17 protein-coding genes, 1 tRNA gene and 2 riboswitches are annotated in these 16,965 nt (G+C 58.9%); of the genes, 8 read left to right on the forward strand and 10 right to left on the reverse strand.

Features of this window, described 5'->3' with window-relative positions; all coding sequences use genetic code 11:
• Window positions 1-13: 13 nt before the first annotated feature.
• Both JZX87_RS21885 and JZX87_RS21890 read left to right on the forward strand, forming a co-directional pair.
• Window positions 14-586 (forward strand): CarD family transcriptional regulator, encoded by a 573-nt coding sequence (locus tag JZX87_RS21885; protein WP_148147756.1) that lies wholly within the window; start codon window positions 14-16, stop codon window positions 584-586.
• A gap of 279 nt (window positions 587-865) precedes the next feature.
• On the forward strand, window positions 866-1,732 hold the full coding sequence (locus JZX87_RS21890; protein WP_148147757.1) for an RNA polymerase factor sigma-32: 867 nt from the start codon (window positions 866-868) through the stop codon (window positions 1,730-1,732).
• Between the two features lie 26 nt (window positions 1,733-1,758).
• Here JZX87_RS21890 and JZX87_RS21895 read toward each other — a convergent pair whose 3' ends face one another.
• The 8 genes from JZX87_RS21895 to JZX87_RS21930 form a co-directional block, all read right to left on the reverse strand.
• Complete coding sequence (locus JZX87_RS21895; protein WP_244654442.1) at window positions 1,759-3,177, reverse strand: M48 family metalloprotease; 1,419 nt, start codon at window positions 3,175-3,177, stop codon at window positions 1,759-1,761.
• Window positions 3,178-3,493: 316 nt separating this feature from the next.
• Window positions 3,494-4,201 (reverse strand): thiamine ABC transporter ATP-binding protein, encoded by a 708-nt coding sequence (locus JZX87_RS21900; protein WP_206827996.1) that lies wholly within the window; start codon window positions 4,199-4,201, stop codon window positions 3,494-3,496.
• Window positions 4,194-5,813 carry a thiamine/thiamine pyrophosphate ABC transporter permease ThiP gene (gene thiP / locus JZX87_RS21905; protein WP_206827998.1) on the reverse strand — a complete coding sequence of 540 codons (1,620 nt, stop codon included), beginning with the start codon at window positions 5,811-5,813 and terminating at the stop codon, window positions 4,194-4,196. Before thiP ends, JZX87_RS21900 begins: the two co-directional genes overlap by 8 nt.
• A 27-nt stretch (window positions 5,814-5,840) precedes the next feature.
• On the reverse strand, window positions 5,841-6,851 hold the full coding sequence (gene thiB, locus JZX87_RS21910) for a thiamine ABC transporter substrate binding subunit (protein ID WP_206828000.1): 1,011 nt from the start codon (window positions 6,849-6,851) through the stop codon (window positions 5,841-5,843).
• Window positions 6,852-6,890: 39 nt separating this feature from the next.
• A riboswitch (TPP riboswitch) is annotated at window positions 6,891-6,996 on the reverse strand.
• Between the two features lie 227 nt (window positions 6,997-7,223).
• On the reverse strand, window positions 7,224-7,619 hold the full coding sequence (locus tag JZX87_RS21915; protein WP_206828002.1) for a VOC family protein: 396 nt from the start codon (window positions 7,617-7,619) through the stop codon (window positions 7,224-7,226).
• 101 nt (window positions 7,620-7,720) lie between these two features.
• The gene (locus tag JZX87_RS21920; protein WP_206828004.1) at window positions 7,721-8,173 is read right to left on the reverse strand and encodes a response regulator; all 453 of its coding nucleotides are present in this window, start codon (window positions 8,171-8,173) and stop codon (window positions 7,721-7,723) included.
• Between the two features lie 172 nt (window positions 8,174-8,345).
• Complete coding sequence (locus JZX87_RS21925; RefSeq protein ID WP_206828005.1) at window positions 8,346-10,172, reverse strand: ABC-F family ATP-binding cassette domain-containing protein; 1,827 nt, start codon at window positions 10,170-10,172, stop codon at window positions 8,346-8,348.
• Between the two features lie 9 nt (window positions 10,173-10,181).
• Window positions 10,182-10,838 carry a thiamine diphosphokinase gene (locus JZX87_RS21930; RefSeq protein WP_206828007.1) on the reverse strand — a complete coding sequence of 219 codons (657 nt, stop codon included), beginning with the start codon at window positions 10,836-10,838 and terminating at the stop codon, window positions 10,182-10,184.
• A 123-nt stretch (window positions 10,839-10,961) separates the two neighbouring features.
• Window positions 10,962-11,039, forward strand: a riboswitch (SAM riboswitch).
• Between the two features lie 62 nt (window positions 11,040-11,101).
• Between JZX87_RS21930 and metA the strand changes: the two genes are divergently transcribed.
• Both metA and JZX87_RS21940 read left to right on the forward strand, forming a co-directional pair.
• Entirely contained in the window at window positions 11,102-12,022 is a 921-nt protein-coding gene (gene metA / locus JZX87_RS21935; RefSeq protein WP_148147766.1) for a homoserine O-acetyltransferase MetA, read from the forward strand.
• 118 nt (window positions 12,023-12,140) lie between these two features.
• Window positions 12,141-13,163, forward strand: a complete 1,023-nt coding sequence (locus JZX87_RS21940) for an aldose epimerase family protein (protein WP_206828009.1) — start codon at window positions 12,141-12,143, stop codon at window positions 13,161-13,163.
• A gap of 129 nt (window positions 13,164-13,292) precedes the next feature.
• Here JZX87_RS21940 and JZX87_RS21945 read toward each other — a convergent pair whose 3' ends face one another.
• Window positions 13,293-13,529 carry a hypothetical protein gene (locus tag JZX87_RS21945; protein ID WP_206828011.1) on the reverse strand — a complete coding sequence of 79 codons (237 nt, stop codon included), beginning with the start codon at window positions 13,527-13,529 and terminating at the stop codon, window positions 13,293-13,295.
• Between the two features lie 181 nt (window positions 13,530-13,710).
• Window positions 13,711-13,785, reverse strand: a tRNA-Gly gene (locus JZX87_RS21950).
• Between the two features lie 255 nt (window positions 13,786-14,040).
• On the opposite strand from JZX87_RS21950, the gene JZX87_RS21955 reads away from it, so the two are divergent.
• From JZX87_RS21955 to JZX87_RS21970, 4 genes are all read left to right on the forward strand, one after another.
• Window positions 14,041-14,550: a prolyl-tRNA synthetase associated domain-containing protein gene (locus tag JZX87_RS21955; RefSeq protein ID WP_148147769.1), complete on the forward strand. Its 510-nt coding sequence runs from the start codon at window positions 14,041-14,043 to the stop codon at window positions 14,548-14,550.
• A 62-nt stretch (window positions 14,551-14,612) separates the two neighbouring features.
• Window positions 14,613-15,617, forward strand: coding sequence for a thioredoxin (trxA, locus tag JZX87_RS21960; protein WP_206828013.1), 1,005 nt, complete (start codon window positions 14,613-14,615; stop codon window positions 15,615-15,617).
• Between the two features lie 105 nt (window positions 15,618-15,722).
• A complete protein-coding gene (locus tag JZX87_RS21965; RefSeq protein WP_183828588.1) occupies window positions 15,723-16,400 on the forward strand; it encodes an LON peptidase substrate-binding domain-containing protein in 678 nt (225 codons plus the stop codon).
• A 282-nt stretch (window positions 16,401-16,682) separates the two neighbouring features.
• Window positions 16,683-16,871, forward strand: a complete 189-nt coding sequence (locus JZX87_RS21970) for a Trm112 family protein (protein ID WP_183995044.1) — start codon at window positions 16,683-16,685, stop codon at window positions 16,869-16,871.
• The last annotated feature ends 94 nt before the right edge of the window (window positions 16,872-16,965 follow it).

A 16,965-nucleotide genomic window follows, 5' to 3' on the forward strand; every position in this document is an offset into this window, starting at 1 on the left:
GTTTTTGAAACGAATGACGACTCAGCAGAAGAAGAATTCCCCGGCTCGCCAGGGTTTCAAGACCGGCGAATCGATCGTGTATCCCGCTCATGGCGTTGGTACGATCAGTGCGATTGAAGAGCAAGAAGTTGCTGGCATGAAGCTCGAGCTTTTTGTGATCGACTTCGAAAAGGATAAGATGCGCCTGAAGGTTCCGGTCGCCAAAGCCGTTGCTATCGGCATGCGCAAGCTTTCGGAAACGGATTTCGTCGAACGCGCGCTCAAGGTTGTGCAGGGCAAGGCTCGTGTGAAGCGCACCATGTGGTCGCGCCGTGCCCAGGAATATGATGCAAAGATCAATTCCGGTGACCTGATTTCTATCGCTGAAGTGGTCCGCGATCTCTATCGCGCTGAAAACCAGCCGGAACAGTCTTATTCCGAGCGTCAGCTTTATGAGGCTGCTCTCGACCGAATGGCCCGTGAGATCGCGGCCGTCAACAAGATGTCGGATACCGAAGCTGTTCGTCTTGTAGAGGTCAATCTTGCCAAGGGACCCAAGCGCGGCAAGAGCCTTGATGAGGATGAAGCGCAGGAAGAAGCTGCCTGATTTTTCTGAGATACAGCAATAAAAAAACCCGGCCTTGAGCCGGGTTTTTTTATTGGAACTTTTGCGCTGTCGCCGCGTTGACCCGCCGGAACGGCGAATTGATTGCTGCGTAACGCTGCCCTCGGTTCCCTTCTGAAACTGTTGCGACCAGGATGTTCCGGGTCGCTGATGAGGGGGCGAGATCAGCAGTCCGAACTAACGTTGGCATCCTTCGCGGATGTGCGTTTGCAAGGTTTCCCGCTGTTCATCGTCATATCAGAACCGTTGACGGAGAAGACGATGACAGCCATGTCCGCAGACCGCACAATGATCAAGATAGCGATGTCAGCTCCCTATCTCGCCCGAGAAGAGGAGCGTGATCTTGCCATCCGATGGAAAGACGGCCAAGATCAGAATGCACGAAACCAGATTGCACTCGCGCATATGCGTCTCGTCATAGCCATGGCTTCGAAGTTTCGCGGCTTCGGTCTGCCGATGAGTGATCTCGTTCAAGAAGGTTATGTAGGGCTGCTTGAGGCGGCGGCAAGGTTTGAGCCGGCGCGGGACGTTCGTTTTTCAACCTATGCCAGCTGGTGGATCCGCGCTTCGATGCAGGACTATATCTTGCGCAACTGGTCGATCGTGCGCGGCGGGACCAGCTCTGCGCAGAAGGCGCTTTTCTTCAATCTGCGCCGGTTGCGTGCAAAGCTCGCCCGCGGTGACAGCAATCTTACTGCCCGTGCCATCCATGAAGAGATCGCGGTGGCGCTCGGTGTCAGCGTAAACGATGTGCAGACAATGGATGCACGTCTTTCCGCCAACGATGCCTCGCTGCAGGCGCCGACGATTGCCGGTGATGCTGATAGCGGCGAACGGCTGGACATGCTGGAGAGCAACGAGCCACTTCCCGACGAGCAGGTCTCGGGGATGATCGACGGCGAACGGCGGCTGAAATGGCTGCAGGGCGCGCTCACCAAACTTAACGACCGCGAGAAGAAGATCATTCGTGCTCGCCGGCTGACGGATGACGGCGCAACGCTCGAAGCGCTAGGTACCGAACTTGGAATTTCCAAGGAACGCGTGCGTCAGATCGAAAGCCGCGCCATCGAGAAGCTGAAGTCGGCGCTCGTCTCCGCCAATCCGCAGATGGCTGCCGCCGCCTGCTGAGTACGAAGGCGTGTTCCTTCAGCCCGCTATTCGGAAATGATCTTCATCTTCTGGCCGGGCGACACCGTCGCGCCGGCCGGTAGCGCGTTGATGAGCTTGAAAAGATCGAGCTTTCGATCCGTTCCCATCATCCGTCCCGAGAGCGATGCAAGAGTGTCACTTGGGCCAACCGTGACGATACGCACCCGAAGCGGCTTCAGGGAGGCTATTTCTTCCGGCGTCATACGACGAAAGCTGTTGCGTAGCGTATCTGCCGTAGATTGCAGGGTCGTGTTACCCTTTGGTACCGCTGTCAAAAAGCGGAAAATTTGCTCATTGAGGCGCACGACGGTCACGTCGAAATCCCAGCGCTCAGCGGAGGCGCGGGCGGTTGCGGCCGGAAGGCCGTTGACGGTCGTCTCACGCACGGTTTCCGGCTGCAATCCTGCAACCCAGCCGCTCGTCAGGTAATTCGTCAGGTTGTTATTGTCGCCGGCGGCAACTCCATCGAAACGGATGGCGCTTTCGCCGGGGCCGGTTGCGAGCACCGCCTCGACCTTGTTGTCGATCCGGAAATCCGGCGGAACATCGAAGCGGATGCCGAGGCTGCCGTGTAGGAACGTCTGGCCTCGAACATAACCTTCCTGCGGGCTGTCGCCGTAAAGCAGACCGTCGATGCCGGCGAGATAATAGTCGCGGCCACGGTCGCCGACGCCTTCCTGGCCGAAGGCGCGGGCATGGCGGCGCGCGAGATCGACGCGCTGGGCCGAATTCGGGTGGCTTGAAAGGAAGTCGAGGCTCTGGTCGTTATCCGGATCGACGGCGGAGTAGCGGGCATAGGCTGCCATGGAATCAAGGAAGCGAGCGGCTGCATAAGGATCATATCCGGCTTCGCCGAGCATGCGCACGCCGATAACATCTGCCTGCAATTCCTGCTGGCGGGAGAAGGCAGCGAGACGCAGCTTGCCACGGGCGAGCGCCTGCTTGCCGGCGAGATCGCTCGACAGGACCTCGGCGACGACTCGGCTGGCAATGACTTCCGCCTCTTCCCGCTTCTGACGCTCGATGCCGTGATTGGCGGTGACGTGGCCCATTTCGTGCGACAGGACGGCCGCCACTTCCGACGCATCGTTGGCGAGCGCCAGCAGACCGCGGGTGACATAGAGATAACCGCCCGGCAGCGCAAACGCGTTGATTGCCGGCGAATTCAGAATGGTGATGCGGAAGGACTGGGTGGGGTTTTCCGAAACGGCCGTCAATGCACCGGTGATACGCGCGACCAGACGCTCGGTCTTCGCATCGCGATATTCGCCGCCGTAACTGGCGACGATGCGCGGGTGCTCGCGGGCGCCCATGGCGGCGCGTGGGTCGTTCTTCTGAACCTGGTCGACAGTCTGCGGGTTTTCCGACGGCGAGACATTGGGTGTATAGGCTTGGTCGAAGATCGACTGGCAGCCGTAAAGCATCGAGGTGGCGGCAAAGAGTGTGGCTGCGGAACGGAATGCGCGGCTACGCTGCCAAAATCTCGGCCACCTGGCACGATCCGTCTTTACAGTCTTCGCCCGCACTACCATCTCCGGAATTACACTTCGGCATCCTGCCGTCGCGTCTGGCTTCGTCTTCCGCCCGTTGTCGCTTACCGTCTTTCGCGCCAACTGCACAGATATTCCTAAATGAATATGTATTGCCTACTGGGTATGAAAAGAAAATAAACTTGAACGCCGATGCCATTGGGCCACGTCCAAATTGTGGCGGTGCCCATGCACGCTTGATGACTTTCGTTCACACAGTGCCGGATAGGGCCGAAACGGGTGCGGCAAATCGCGAAAGGTAATCCGCCTTTGCCTCGTCGGCAGCGATCTGCCCCTTTTCGACATGCAGGATGCGATCTGCAATGCGGGCAATTTCCTCGCGGTCATGGGTTATCATGACCACGGTATTTGCAGTTTCCTTATTCAGGTCAAGAAGAAGGGCGGACATTTGCAGACGCAGATCGGCGTCTAACGCTGCGAAAGGTTCGTCCAGCAGGAGCACCGGCTTGTTGCGCAGCAAAGCCCGGGCAAATGCTGCTCGCTGTTTTTCTCCTCCCGATAGCGAGCCCGGCATGCGCTTGCCGAATCCGGCAAGACCAACGCGCACCAAGGCGTTTTCGGCGCGGTCCCTGTCTTGCGGGGAAAGCCGCAAAGACGGGTCGAGGCCAAGCGCGACGTTGGTGAAGATGTCGAGATGGGCGAAGAGGTTGTGATCCTGGAAGACCACTGAGACCGGCCTTTCCGACGGGTGGCTCAAGGTCTGGTCGGTTCCGGCGATAAGGATGTGGCCCGATTGTGGGCGCTCGAAACCGGCAATCAGATTAAGCAGCGTCGATTTTCCTGCGCCCGACGGGCCGGCGATCGCGGTGACTGCGCCCGGTTCGATGCGGCAATCGAAAGCGAAACTCGTCTTGCCGAGCGTCAGCGCGACCTTGTCGAGGACGATGCCGTCATGCATTCGCGTTTTCCTTTTTGCCCGCGGTGCCGAGTATGGTCAAGGCAAGGCAGATCACGCCGAGGATCAGCGCCAGCCCATCGGCATCGTTCGTTCTGTAACTCGATAGCGTGCTGTAGACCAGCCAAGGCAGGGTGACGAGCTCGCTGGAGCCGAACAGGGCAACCGCACCGAGATCGCCGAGGGAAAGTGCCATAGCGAAGGAGAGGGCGGTGAGTATCGGGCGTGTCAGGACGGGGAGATCGATTAGCCGCCACTTGGCAGGGCCGCTGATGCCGAGTGAGGTGGCCAGCCGGGCGGTCTGATGGTGGTGGTCATCCAGTGCCGGTTCGAGCACCCGCACGGCGAAGGGCAATGCCATCAGAGCATTGATGAAGGCGACGAGACAGGGTGCAAACGAGGCGACATTGCCGAATTGCCGAAGCACCAAAAACCAGCCGGTGCCGAGAATGATCGGCGGTACGACGAGAACGAGCGAGGATGTGCCGGCGAGCGAGGTCGATAGAAGCCGTGCAACAATATTGGGATCACGCCGGTCCCTGATCGTCTGCCGCGCCGTGATGATGGCGAGCGATGCGGAGACGGCGATCACTGCGGCAGTTACGGCGATCACGAGGCTTGTCGTGGCTGCCTGAATGAAGCGTGGTCCGTTGACGAGTTTCCAGAGATCCGCACGAAGGCCAGCGACGAAAACCGAGAAGAGCGGCGAGGCGACGAAGATGACGGCGACAGCAATGATGAGGCCATCCCACAGGCGGGATGCGGATGAGCGCCCGTCGAGGCGCAAGACCTTTCGGCCTGCGGTCCTGACCGTATCGGTTGCCGCCGGCAGAAACGCGATGAGGCCGATCACGGCCGCTGTGAGGGCGATCTGCAGAAAGGCGAGTGCGACCGCGCGCGGCGGGTCAAAATCAAAGCGTAGGGCCTGGTAGATCGCCACTTCCAGCGTGGTTGCGGCCGGGCCGCCGCCAAGTACTAAGACCAGCGTGAAGCTGGTGGCGCAGAGCATGAAAATCAGCCCCGCAACGCCGGGAACGACACGCGCGAGCGCCGGCCATTCGACAAAACGGAAGATCGAGGCCGGCTTCATGCCGAGGCTGGCCGACAGAAGCCAGTATTCCGCCGGCAGTCGCTCGAGCACGGAGAGCAGCAGGCGCACGGCGAGCGGAATGTTGAAGAATGTATGAGCGAGCAGGATGCCGGAAAGGCCGTAGACGCTGACCGGGTGTTCCAGTCCGGCGGCAGTAAGCCAGCCGTTCAAAACCCCTTGCCTGCCCCAGACGCCGAGGAGGCCGAGCGCGCCGACGAGTGCCGGCAGGCCCATGGGCAAGGCCATGAGGCGGAGGATCCAGGCTCTGCCTGCAAACCGGGGGCGGCGAGCCAGGGCCAGCGCGACCGGAATGGAGAAGGCAACCGACAGCAAGGTCGACAGGGCCGCCTGCCAAAGCGTGAAGCGCAGAATGCTCCAGGTATAGGAGGTGAAAAGCCGGGATGCCGATTGATCGCCATCCCAGGCCAGCAGCGTCGCGATCGCAGTGCCGACAAAGACGATGATGGCGGCAAGCACGGCAAGGCCAGCACCGATGCCGCGTCGTCTTTCAGCAGTCGTCAGCAAATGCGATATTCCGTCCGTTTCGACATGTCACTTCTTGCTCATGGCGGTCAGCCATTCGTCGATCCAAGCCTGACGGCTCTTCGCCACTTCGTCGGAGCCGATCAGCAGCGTCTTTTCCGGCTTTACAAGCTTGTCGAAAGCCTCAGGCAGCGGGGCGGCGGTGGCGGCGGCCGGCATCATCCAGTTGGTGGTCGGAATGATATCCTGTGCGGCCGGCGATATCAGGAAGGCGAGGAAGCTCTTTGCCAGATCCTTGTCTTTGGCGTGTTTCAAGATGCCGGCGACCTCGATCTGGATGTAATGGCCATCCGAAAAACTTGCGGCCTGATAGCGGTCGGTTTTTTCCTCGACCATGTGATAGGCCGGCGAGGTCGTATAGGAGAGCACCATCGGCACTTCGCCCTTGGTGAACAGGCCATAGGCTTCCGACCAGCCGGGGGTAACGGTCAGAACCCGGTCCCTGAGTTTCGCCCAGGCTTCCGGCGCCTTGTCGCCATAGACGGACTTTACCCAGAGCAGAAGGCCGAGACCCGGCGTCGAGGTGCGCGGGTCCTGAATGGCGATCTTCTGCGAAGCGTCCCCCTCGATCAGATCCTTGAGGCTCTTCGGCGGGTTCTTGATCGTTTGCGTGTCGTAGATGACGGCGAAGTGGCCGTAGTCATAGGGAATGAACGTGTCGTCTGCATAATTGCCGGGAACCTTGACGGCGCCTGCATCGACGCCGTTCGCCTCGAAAAGGCCGGTGGCTTTGGCTTCGGAGATCAGGCTGGTATCGAGGCCGAGCGCGATATCGGCTTCCGATCCCGTACCTTCCAGCTTTAGACGGGTGAGAAGCGCCACGCCATCGGCAACGCCGACGAAATTGACGGTGCAGGCGCAGGTCTTTTCAAACTCGGCCTTGATCTTCGGGCCGGGACCCCAGTCGGAGGTGAAGCTCTCATAGGTATAGACGGTGAGCGTCTTGTCCTGAGCTTCAGCAGCAAAAGGGGTAAAAAGCATGGCCGTGGCGGCCAGAAGAAAAGTCGAAATCCCGCGCATCAGCGCCTCCTCAAAATGTCGATGTGGGGAATAGGCGCTGGTTGCGAGCCGTCTAATCCCTCCGCCGGTGTTAGCCGGATCAGGTTCCGCGGGTTGGCGTTTCGCCTCTCAGCCCAGCAGACGCAGGGCACCCCGTTAGAGCGTGCAAAGATTTACCGGTCTCGCTTCATGCTGGCAAGAGGGGCAACACAATCGTTCTCTCCATGGAAATTCCCCTCTGGCCTGCCGGCCATCTCCGCCAAAAAGGGGGACAAAAAACCGCCGCTCCCGCTTGTTTCCAATCGGGCATAAGCGACACGTCCAGGTTAGCCCTCCCCCTTGTGGGGAGGGTTGAGAGGTATCTTTTATCGGTGAGGCACAGTTGCCAGTGGATCACCGGCCGGACATGTCCATATACATGACTTCCCAGACATGGCCGTCGAGGTCCTGGAAGCTGCAGCCGTACATAGGGCCCATTTCCATGTTCGGCTTCCATTCGCCACCTCCTGCGGCAAGCGCCTTTGCCTTGAAGCCGTCAACCTCGTCGCGGCTCGATGCGGAAAGGCAGTTCAGCACCTCTTTCGTCTTCCTGGCGTCGGAGATATCGCCATTGATGAACATGCGGAACTTGTCGTGGGTGAGAAGCATCACGTAGATCTGCTCGCTGACGACCATGCAGCTTGCGGTGTCATCGGAAAAATCCGGGTTCTTGTTGAAGCCCAGCGCCGTGTAAAATGCCGTCGAAGCCTGAAGATCCGCCACCGGCAGGTTCACGAAAATCATCCGCATGTCGAGATTCCTCCTTGATTAAGGACGCCATCACTTGGCGCCTTTCCTCCAAGGACGAAAGATGCGGCACGGATTCGACAAGTCCATGCCGGAATTTTGACTCAGTTTGCGTTTCCGCGAAAAACCTTGAGTTCGCGGGGAACGATGGCCATGCCGCCGAGGCGGTTGGCGATCGCATAACCGATCGTCTGTTCTACCACTTCAGGCATGACGGGTTTGGTCAGAACGCCGAGCGTTCCTTCTACGCCATCCGCGATATCTTCTGGATTGCCGGTCATGAATACGACCGTGAGGCCATATTGTTCGGCAAGTTCGCGGCCGATCTCCGGGCCCGTCCTGCCATCGGCAAGATTGACATCGACGAGCGCGATATCCGCATGGGCGGCAAGCGAAAGGGCGTGCTTGCGGGCGTTCGCCAACCCCACGACCTTCAGCCCCTTGCTCTCGATCGTGTCCGCCACGTCGAGCGCTATCAGAAACTCATCCTCGATAATCAATACACGCTGGTTCATCGCCTCACTTGCCAGCCGACGACGCGATACACTTGTCAGCATTGGACATCTCCAGAGTTCATCTCGGTCTTGCCGATTGCATGTTTTAGCAATCGAACACGCACCCAACGCGATGAACACCGGGATTGTTCCGCGGCGAGACACTGTTTTCTGTAATTAAGTATCTGTTAAGGCTAACAAATATTTAATTTTTTGGCGCTGCGTGAGATCTTGCTTAGCCCTCGATTTCCTCGCGCAGCATCTCAAGCTCCAGCCATTCCTCTTCCATCTGCGTCAGCTTTTCGCGCAGCTTTTCCATCTCGGCCGCCAGCTTGTTGAAGCTGGCCGGGTCCTTGGTGAAAAGGTTGGGATCGGCCATCTTCTTCTCTCGCAATGCGATCTCGGCTTCGGCCTTTTCCATTTCCTTGGGAATATTCTCCAACGCGAATTTCTGCTTGTAGGAGAGTTTTCCCTTGGATTTGGGTGCGTCGGAGGATGACGGCGCATTGTCGGTCTTCGGCTTTTCGGCGGCTTTTTCCGCCTTTTTTCGCTCTTCCTGGGCGCCCTTGCGCTGTGCGAGCATGTCCGAGTAACCGCCGGCGTATTCGATCCAGCGGCCATCGGGCGCATCCGGGGCTGCGGGCGCGATGGTCGAGGTCACTGTGCGATCGAGAAAATCGCGGTCGTGGCTGACGAGGATGACGGTGCCGTTATAACCGGCGACGATTTCCTGCAGCAGGTCCAGCGTCTCGATGTCGAGATCGTTGGTCGGTTCGTCGAGGATCAGCAGGTTCGACGGTTTTGCCAGCATGCGGGCCAGCATCAGGCGGGCGCGTTCGCCGCCCGACAGGTTCTTGATCGGGGTGCGGATCTGTTCAGGCTGGAACAGAAAATCCTTCATGTATCCGGCCACGTGGCGTTGTTCGCCATTGACCAGCAGGGTCTCGCCGCGACCGTCAGTCAGATAATGAGACAGGGTGTCCTCGGGATCGAGGTCCTCGCGCTTCTGGTCCAGCGTGGCGATTTCCAGGTTGGTGCCGAGCTTGATCCAGCCGCTATCGGGTTTCAACTGGCCGGTCAGTATCTTCAGAAGCGTCGTCTTGCCGGCACCGTTCGGGCCGACCAGACCGATGCGGTCGCCGCGATGGACGCGGATCGAGAAGGGCGCCACGATCGTGCGTTCCTCGTAGGCCTTGGTGATGTTCTCGGCTTCCACGACCAGCTTGCCGGACTCGCGGCCCTCGGCAACCGAGGCCTGAACGTTGCCTTGCGGTCCGTTATGGCCGCGATAGGCGGCGCGCATGGCCTGTAACTCGCCGACGCGGCGCATGTTGCGCTTGCGCCTTGCGGTGACGCCATAACGCATCCAGTGTTCTTCGCGCTCGATTGCCTTGCCGAGCTTGTGCTGCTCGATCTCTTCCTCTTCGAGAACCTGATCGCGCCAGGCTTCGAAATGGCCGAAACCGCGCGATAGCCTGCGGGCGGTGCCGCGGTCGATCCAGACCGTGGCGTTGGAGACCTTTTCGAGGAAGCGGCGGTCGTGGCTGATGACCACCAGCGCGCTGCGCGTCTTGCGCAACTCGTCTTCCAGCCATTCGATGGTCGGCAGGTCGAGATGGTTGGTCGGCTCGTCGAGCAGAAGGATATCGGGCTCCGGCGCCATGACGCGGGCAAGTGCTGCGCGGCGGGATTCGCCGCCGGAAAGACGGTTCGGATCTTCCTCGCCGGTCAGGCCCAGATGTTCGAGCAGATAGGTGACGCGATAGGGATCGTCACCCGGGCCAAGGCCCGCCTCGGCATAGGCCTGCACGGTCGTGTAGCCAGCAAAATCGGGCGTCTGTTCGAGATAACGGATCGTTGCGGACGGATGACGGAAGACTTCGCCCGACTGCGCCTCGACCATGCCTGCTGCGATCTTCATCAGCGTCGACTTGCCAGAGCCGTTGCGGCCGACAAGGCAGATGCGGTCACCCGGTTCCACCTGCAGGCTGGCTCCGTTTAGCAAGGGCGCGCCGCCGAAGCTCAGGAAGATATCGTCAAGCTTGAGAATGGGAGGTGCCATGAGGACCGTTTATGCTCCGGAAAAATCGTGGGGACGGGCAAGGATCATCGCCTTGCCGCTCTTTAGATGGAATTCGACCGGCCCTTCCGCAACATTAGAGACGGTGCGGGAGGAGCCGAAAGGCAGCGAGAAATCCTTCAAGAGATATCGTGCGCCAAGAATATCGAGGCCCGACAGGGCGGAAAAGCCAAGGACGGAAAAGAGCGCGCCTTTGGGAAGGTCGATCGTTTTCGTGCCCGACAAAAAGGGTATCGCTTCCTCATCACCGGAAGCGAGAAGCACTTCGAAACCGCGTTCTGCAAGGCTCATGGCAAGCAGAAAATGCTGCAGCGCGTGGTCGGAACGCTCGCCGCCTAGAGCGCCGATCAGGATCAGACGCCTTGCGCCGCGCTCGATCGCCTCGGCTGTGGCAATCTCGCCATCGGTTTCGTTCTTGGCCGGCGGATAGGTTTTTCGCTCCACCTCGGGAAAACGGGCGATCAGGTCTTCATCGGAAGAGTCGAAGTCGCCGACCCAGAGTTCCGGTATCACGCCAAGCCCGGCCGCGTGGCGCATGCCACTATCTGCGGCAATCACACGGCTTCCCGCGATCGCGTTTCTGACGCGATCGGTGACGACAAGATTGCCGCCGAGCAGGATTGTGAAGGTCGAATTGGCCATGGGCATTGCCCATAGCGCAAAGGGTAGCGGAAGGGAAACAGTGCATATGCCTATTTCGGTCGCGCCATGGTGGCGTCAGGTCAAATTTGCTCCCATTGACGGAGGCTCTCGCAAGGATTATCTGATAAACCGAACTTCCGTGGTGATTTGGCCGGCCGGCTTGCAGCCACGTTAAAAAAGTCGCTAAAGGGCCGCGAGAAGTTAGACTTCACTTCCCACGGGCCGGTTGCGATTTTTCGTTGCCGGCTTTTTGTTTGTGGGGCCTTACTATGCCGATCAAGATTCCCGATACGCTTCCAGCGTTTACCACCCTCGTTTCCGAGGGCGTGCGCGTCATGACCGAAACGGTCGCCGTGCGCCAGGACATTCGTCCGCTGCAGATCGGGCTTCTCAACCTCATGCCGAACAAGATCAAAACCGAGGTGCAGATGGCGCGCCTTGTCGGCGCTTCGCCGCTGCAGGTGGAGTTTTCGCTGATAAGACTCGGTACGCACAAGGCGAAGAATACGTCCGAGGAGCACCTGCTTTCCTTCTATCACACCTGGGAAGAGGTGAAGGACCGCAAGTTCGACGGGTTCATCATAACCGGTGCGCCGGTGGAACAGATGGACTACGAGGATGTGAGCTATTGGGACGAGATGCGCCAGATTTTTGACTGGACGACGACCAATGTGCATTCGACGATGAATGTCTGCTGGGGCGCGATGGCGGCGATCTACCATTTTCACGACGTGCCGAAACATGCACTCACTGAAAAGGCTTTCGGCGTTTACCGTCACCGCAATCTCGCGCCGGCCTCGGTTTATCTCAACGGCTTTTCCGATGATTTCCAGGTGCCGGTGTCACGTTGGACAGAGGTGCGTCGCGAGGATGTCGAGAAGAAGTCCGATCTGGAAATCCTGATGGAATCCGACGAGATGGGCCTTTGCCTCGTGCATGAAAAGAAGGGTAACCGTCTCTACATGTTCAACCACGTCGAATATGATTCCACCTCGCTGGCGGACGAATATTTTCGCGACGTGAATGCCGGTATCCCGATCAAGATGCCGCATGACTATTTTCCGCATAACGACGATACGCTGACGCCGCAGAACCGGTGGCGCAGTCACGCGCATCTTCTGTTCGGAAACTGGATCAACGAGATGTACCAGACGACCCATTACGACATGGACAAGATTGGTACCGAATAGGCGCTTGGTGTGGCTTCTGGGGCGGTGTCGGGAAAAGACGCCGCGCGTCGCCGTTTCCCATTGCGGGACCTTGCCAAATCGCGCAGTTTGCCGCCGATAAAAACGGCGGAGGAAACTCATGGCAGGGCAGGCATTCGAGGTGTTCGGCACCACGCAGGACGGGGAGCCCGTGTATCGTGTCCAGATCAGCGGCGGCGGGCTGGCTGCCAATGTAATGACCTGGGGTGCGGTCATTCAGGACCTGCGCCTTGAAGGGCATGATGCGCCTTTGGTGCTCGGTTTCGACGATTTTGCCTCCTATCCGGCCTATTCACCCTATTTCGGTGCCACGCCTGGCCGTTGCGCCAACCGGATCGGCGATGGAAAATTCTCGATCGATGGCCGCGATTACCAGCTCGAACTGAACGAGCGCGGTGTCACGCATCTGCATGGCGGCTCGGACGGCATGGGAAAGCGCAACTGGACAATTGTCGAACATCAGTCCGATAGGGTGGTGCTTTCGATTACCGATGCCGATGGGCGCGCGGGTTATCCCGGCAATTGCACGGTGACCGCGACCTACCGGTTGAAGGCGGATGGCGTGCTCTCGGTCGTCTATGAAAGCGTGTCGGACCAGCCGACGCCTGCCAATGTCTGTCAGCACTCCTATTTTAACCTCGACGGCCGCGAAGACATTTTCGGCCACGAGATCATGATTGCCGCCGACAGGATAACGGATGTCGATGCAAGGCTGGTTCCGACCGGCAAGCTCAATGACCTGACCGGATCGCCCTTCGACCTGCGCCAGATGGGCCCGGTGCGGCGCACGCTCGAGGATGGCCGCCAGGTGCCGTTCGATCATAATTACTGCCTGTCGAACGAGCGTGTTGCCAAACGCTCTGTGGCGCTGGTGCGCAGCCTTTATTCGGGTGTCTCAATGGAAGTGAGGACCACGGAACCGGGCGTGCAGTTTTATGCCGGCGTGATGGTCAATGTGCCGGTGCCGGGCTTCGATGGGCGCAAATACGGAAACTATGCCGGCTTGTGCCTGGAAACGCAGGTCTGGCCGGATGCCGTCAATCACGCGAATTTCCCGAACGCGGTCTTACGTCCGGGCGAAGTGCTGCGTCAGGAAACGGATTACGTGTTTTCGAAGAGTTGAGGCGGTGGGTCGGGTTCTTGTGTGACTGAAGCAGGTGCGTGTCGCCTGCTCGGTTCACCGCAAGACCGTTAGCCGCTTTCAGCCGCGTTGCGCTCCCTGTTTGCGGGCAGCACACAGTGTTCCGGTGAATTATGCGGCGATATCGGCAGTTTCACCATGCTGGGAAATGAGGCGGGGTGATGCCATGTCGCCGGTTTCCTCATCGACCATCACTGCATAAGCAGCTACACCCACGACACGCGATGCCATGGCAGCGGCAATCTTTTCTGCAGATACTGCGTTCGACGCCTGACGCATTTCGCCCGGCACGATATTGCCGCGGTTCTTCTTGAATTGCAGGACGATGAATTTTTCCGCGTGGGCCATTTGGATATCCTTGTTCGTTCCCACTTTGTTCTGCTTTGGGCGAATAAGTCAATCGGCAATCTCGGAAAGATTTTCCTGGGGGGCAGAGAAAAGATCAAGAATGGCTGGATCTACAAGAAAATGTTATGCGTCAGGTTGATCCGACGCTTCATCAGCCTGATTGCTTTTTCCTGGGAGGGACTGGAGCGGGCGAAGGGGTTCGAACCCTCGACCCCAACCTTGGCAAGGTTGTGCTCTACCACTGAGCTACACCCGCTCATCAATCCGTCGGTCCGTGTGGTAGTTCGGAGCCGGCTGGTCAGTGGCTCGTTGCCGCCGACGAGGCGCTATATGGCCCAGACGATTTTCAAATGCAACAGAGAAATGACGATCCGGGCAAAGATTTTTTCATTTTCCGCTAAGTCCCTTGCTTTGCAGGGGTTTTGGCTTTCGGTGATTATGTGGAGAATGGCTTGGAGGTGGACGGGCTTATCTTTATAGTCCGCATCTCTCGCTAATCCCGATCCCGGATGTGACCGAAAATATGCCAAAGACAGCCGCCGATCTGTTCGCTTTTCTCGACAGTCTCGACATTTCCCACACAACGAAACAGCACGAGCCGGTTTTCACCGTGGCCGAATCGCAGGAGCTGAGAGATCAGATTCCCGGCGGGCACACCAAGAACCTGTTCGTGAAGGACAAGAAGGACCAGTATTTCGTCCTGACGGTTGAGGAACATGCGGTGGTGGATCTCAAGACGGTTCACAAGGTCATCGGCGCGTCGAGCCGTGTCTCGTTCGGTAGACCGGAGATGATGCTCGAATATCTCGGCGTCGTGCCGGGCTCGGTGACGGTGTTCGGCGCGTTTTGCGACACGGACAGGAATGTCACCTTTGTGCTGGATGAAGACCTGATGAAACACGAGATCATCAACGGCCATCCGCTTTCCAATGATGCGACGACATCAATTGGACGAAACGATCTCATCCGTTTTCTGGAGGCGACCGGTCACACGCCGCTTGTCTTGAAAGTTACGGACTGACATACGATGTTTCGGGCAGACAATTAAAAGGGTTCACACCCTGATTTCCCGGGAGAACATCCATGAGCGGCAACGATAATCCCTACGCTGGATCTTACGGCGCCGGATCCTATGGCGGCGGATACGGTAGCCAGACGGCAAGCTTCGGTTCGCCCGCGGCAAGTCCTGCTTCCGCCGAGCCGGCGGCGGGTGGTTACGTGAGCGACACGACGACGGCCGGCTTTGCTAAGGATGTTCTGGACGAATCGCGCCGCCAGCCGGTTCTGGTCGATTTCTGGGCGCCCTGGTGCGGTCCGTGCAAACAGCTGACACCCGTGCTCGAAAAGGCCGTTAACGAAGCTCAGGGACGCGTCAAGCTGGTCAAGATGAATATCGACGACCATCCATCGATCGCCGGCCAGCTCGGTATCCAGTCTATCCCCGCGGTCATTGCTTTCGTCGACGGCCGTCCAGTCGATGGTTTCATGGGAGCTGTGCCGGAAAGTCAGGTCAACGAGTTCATCGACAAGGTTGCAGGTCCGGCCGGTGCCGATCAGGCAGCCGAAATCGAGGCGATCCTCGGTGAAGCGGATGGCCTGCTTGCCGCAAGCGACATCGAGGGTGCTGCACAGCTTTACAGCGCCGTTCTGCAGGCCGATCCGGAGAACGCCAAGGCGGCGGCCGGCATGATGCAATGCCTGATCGCCATGGGCGAAACGGAGCGTGTCGGCCAGATGCTGCAATCCCTGCCTGAAGAGATGACGGCCAATCCGGCCATCCAGGCGGTTTCCAAGAAGCTCGACCAGATCATCGAAGCCCGCAAGCTCGGTGACCCGGTGGCGCTGACACGCGAGCTGGACGCCAATCCGGATGACCATGCGGCGCGGATGAAGCTTGCGAAGATCCTCAACGTTCAGGGCGAGCGTGAACAGGCGGCCGACCATCTTCTGACGATCATGCGCAAGGACCGGACTTTTGACGATGACGGCGCGCGTCGGGAACTTTTGCAGTTCTTCGAGGTTTGGGGTCCGAAGGATCCCGCGACGATTGCAGCCCGTCGCCGTCTTTCGTCCATCCTCTTTTCCTAAACAATACGTTATCCACTGCCGCCGGTCTTGCGATCGGCGGTTGGAGCCCCAGATATCGGGTTATAAACCTGTAATCAGGAGCAGTCTGCGGGAGGTGCCGAACCGATGCATGTGGGAAACGCGCGGTACGTAAAACGTGAAGATCTGCCGGAAGTCATGCCGGTGTTTCCGCTGACCGGAGCGCTTTTGCTTCCGGGTGGCCAGCTTCCGCTGAATATCTTTGAACCGCGTTATCTTGCCATGTTCGATGCGGCCCTTGCCGGCGACCGGTTGATCGGCGTCGTGCAGCCTTCCCTGCTGGAGCCGTCGGATGCGTCCGATCCGTTGCGGCCGGCGCTTTCCTCCGTCGGATGCCTGGGGCGTATCACCTCTTTCGCCGAGACCGGCGACGGGCGCTATATCCTTTCGCTCAGCGGTGTGTGCCGTTTCCGGCTGCTGGACGAAGCAGACGATAGTCAGCCCTATCGAATGTTCCGGTTCGCGCCTTTCATGAGCGATCTGTCGGAAGAGGATGACGAGGCCTCTGTCGACCGGCGGGAACTGCTGCGGGTGTTCAGGGCCTATCTCGACGCCAACAAGCTGGAAGTGGATTGGGACAGTGTCGGGCGCGCGGGCAATCGCACGCTGGTCAATTCGCTGTCGATGATGTCGCCTTTCGGCCCGGCGGAAAAGCAGGCGCTGCTGGAAGCGCCGGATCTGAAGACGCGGGCGGAAACGCTGATCGCGATCACGGAAATCATGCTGGCAAGAGGGCTGGCGGATACCGATACGATTTTACAGTGAGGCCTCAGAGCCTTTCCTGGTTAAATTGAAGCGTTCTGCCGGAGCAGGTTTTCGTCAGGGCAAAGGCGATTGGCGAAGGGCATACCCGAAGGTACGGTCGAGCCGATCGCCTTTGATCCTGGCGGAAAGATGCCCGGCCCTTCGGGTTGGCTGAAACGGGCCGCCTAGTCGTCCGGCCGGCTTGGCCGTATGCTTTGGCTACGACTCGCGCCGGCCGGACGACTATCCGACTCCGTTTGAGCCAACAGAACGTTTCAATTTAACCAGGAAAGGCTCTAAGTGGTGGACGAAAAGCTCAGCAATGTCGATCCGAAGCTGCTCGATCTGCTCGTGTGCCCTCTGACCAAGGGCACGCTTTCGCTTGATCGCGAGCGCAACGAGCTGATTTCGGAAGGCGCGCGTTTAGCCTATCCGATCCGTGACGGCATTCCGATCATGCTGGTGTCCGAAGCGCGGAAGATCGAGGACTGACGTTTCCTATCGCTCTTCGTCGTCCTCGGGTTTAACCCGAGGATGTCCCGAGGATCTGCTGGGCTTCGATTTTTTGCGACGTGATTAGATCCTA

The sequence above is a fragment of the Agrobacterium sp. Ap1 genome (assembly GCF_017313375.1).
Classification (GTDB): Bacteria; Pseudomonadota; Alphaproteobacteria; order Rhizobiales; family Rhizobiaceae; genus Neorhizobium; species Neorhizobium cellulosilyticum.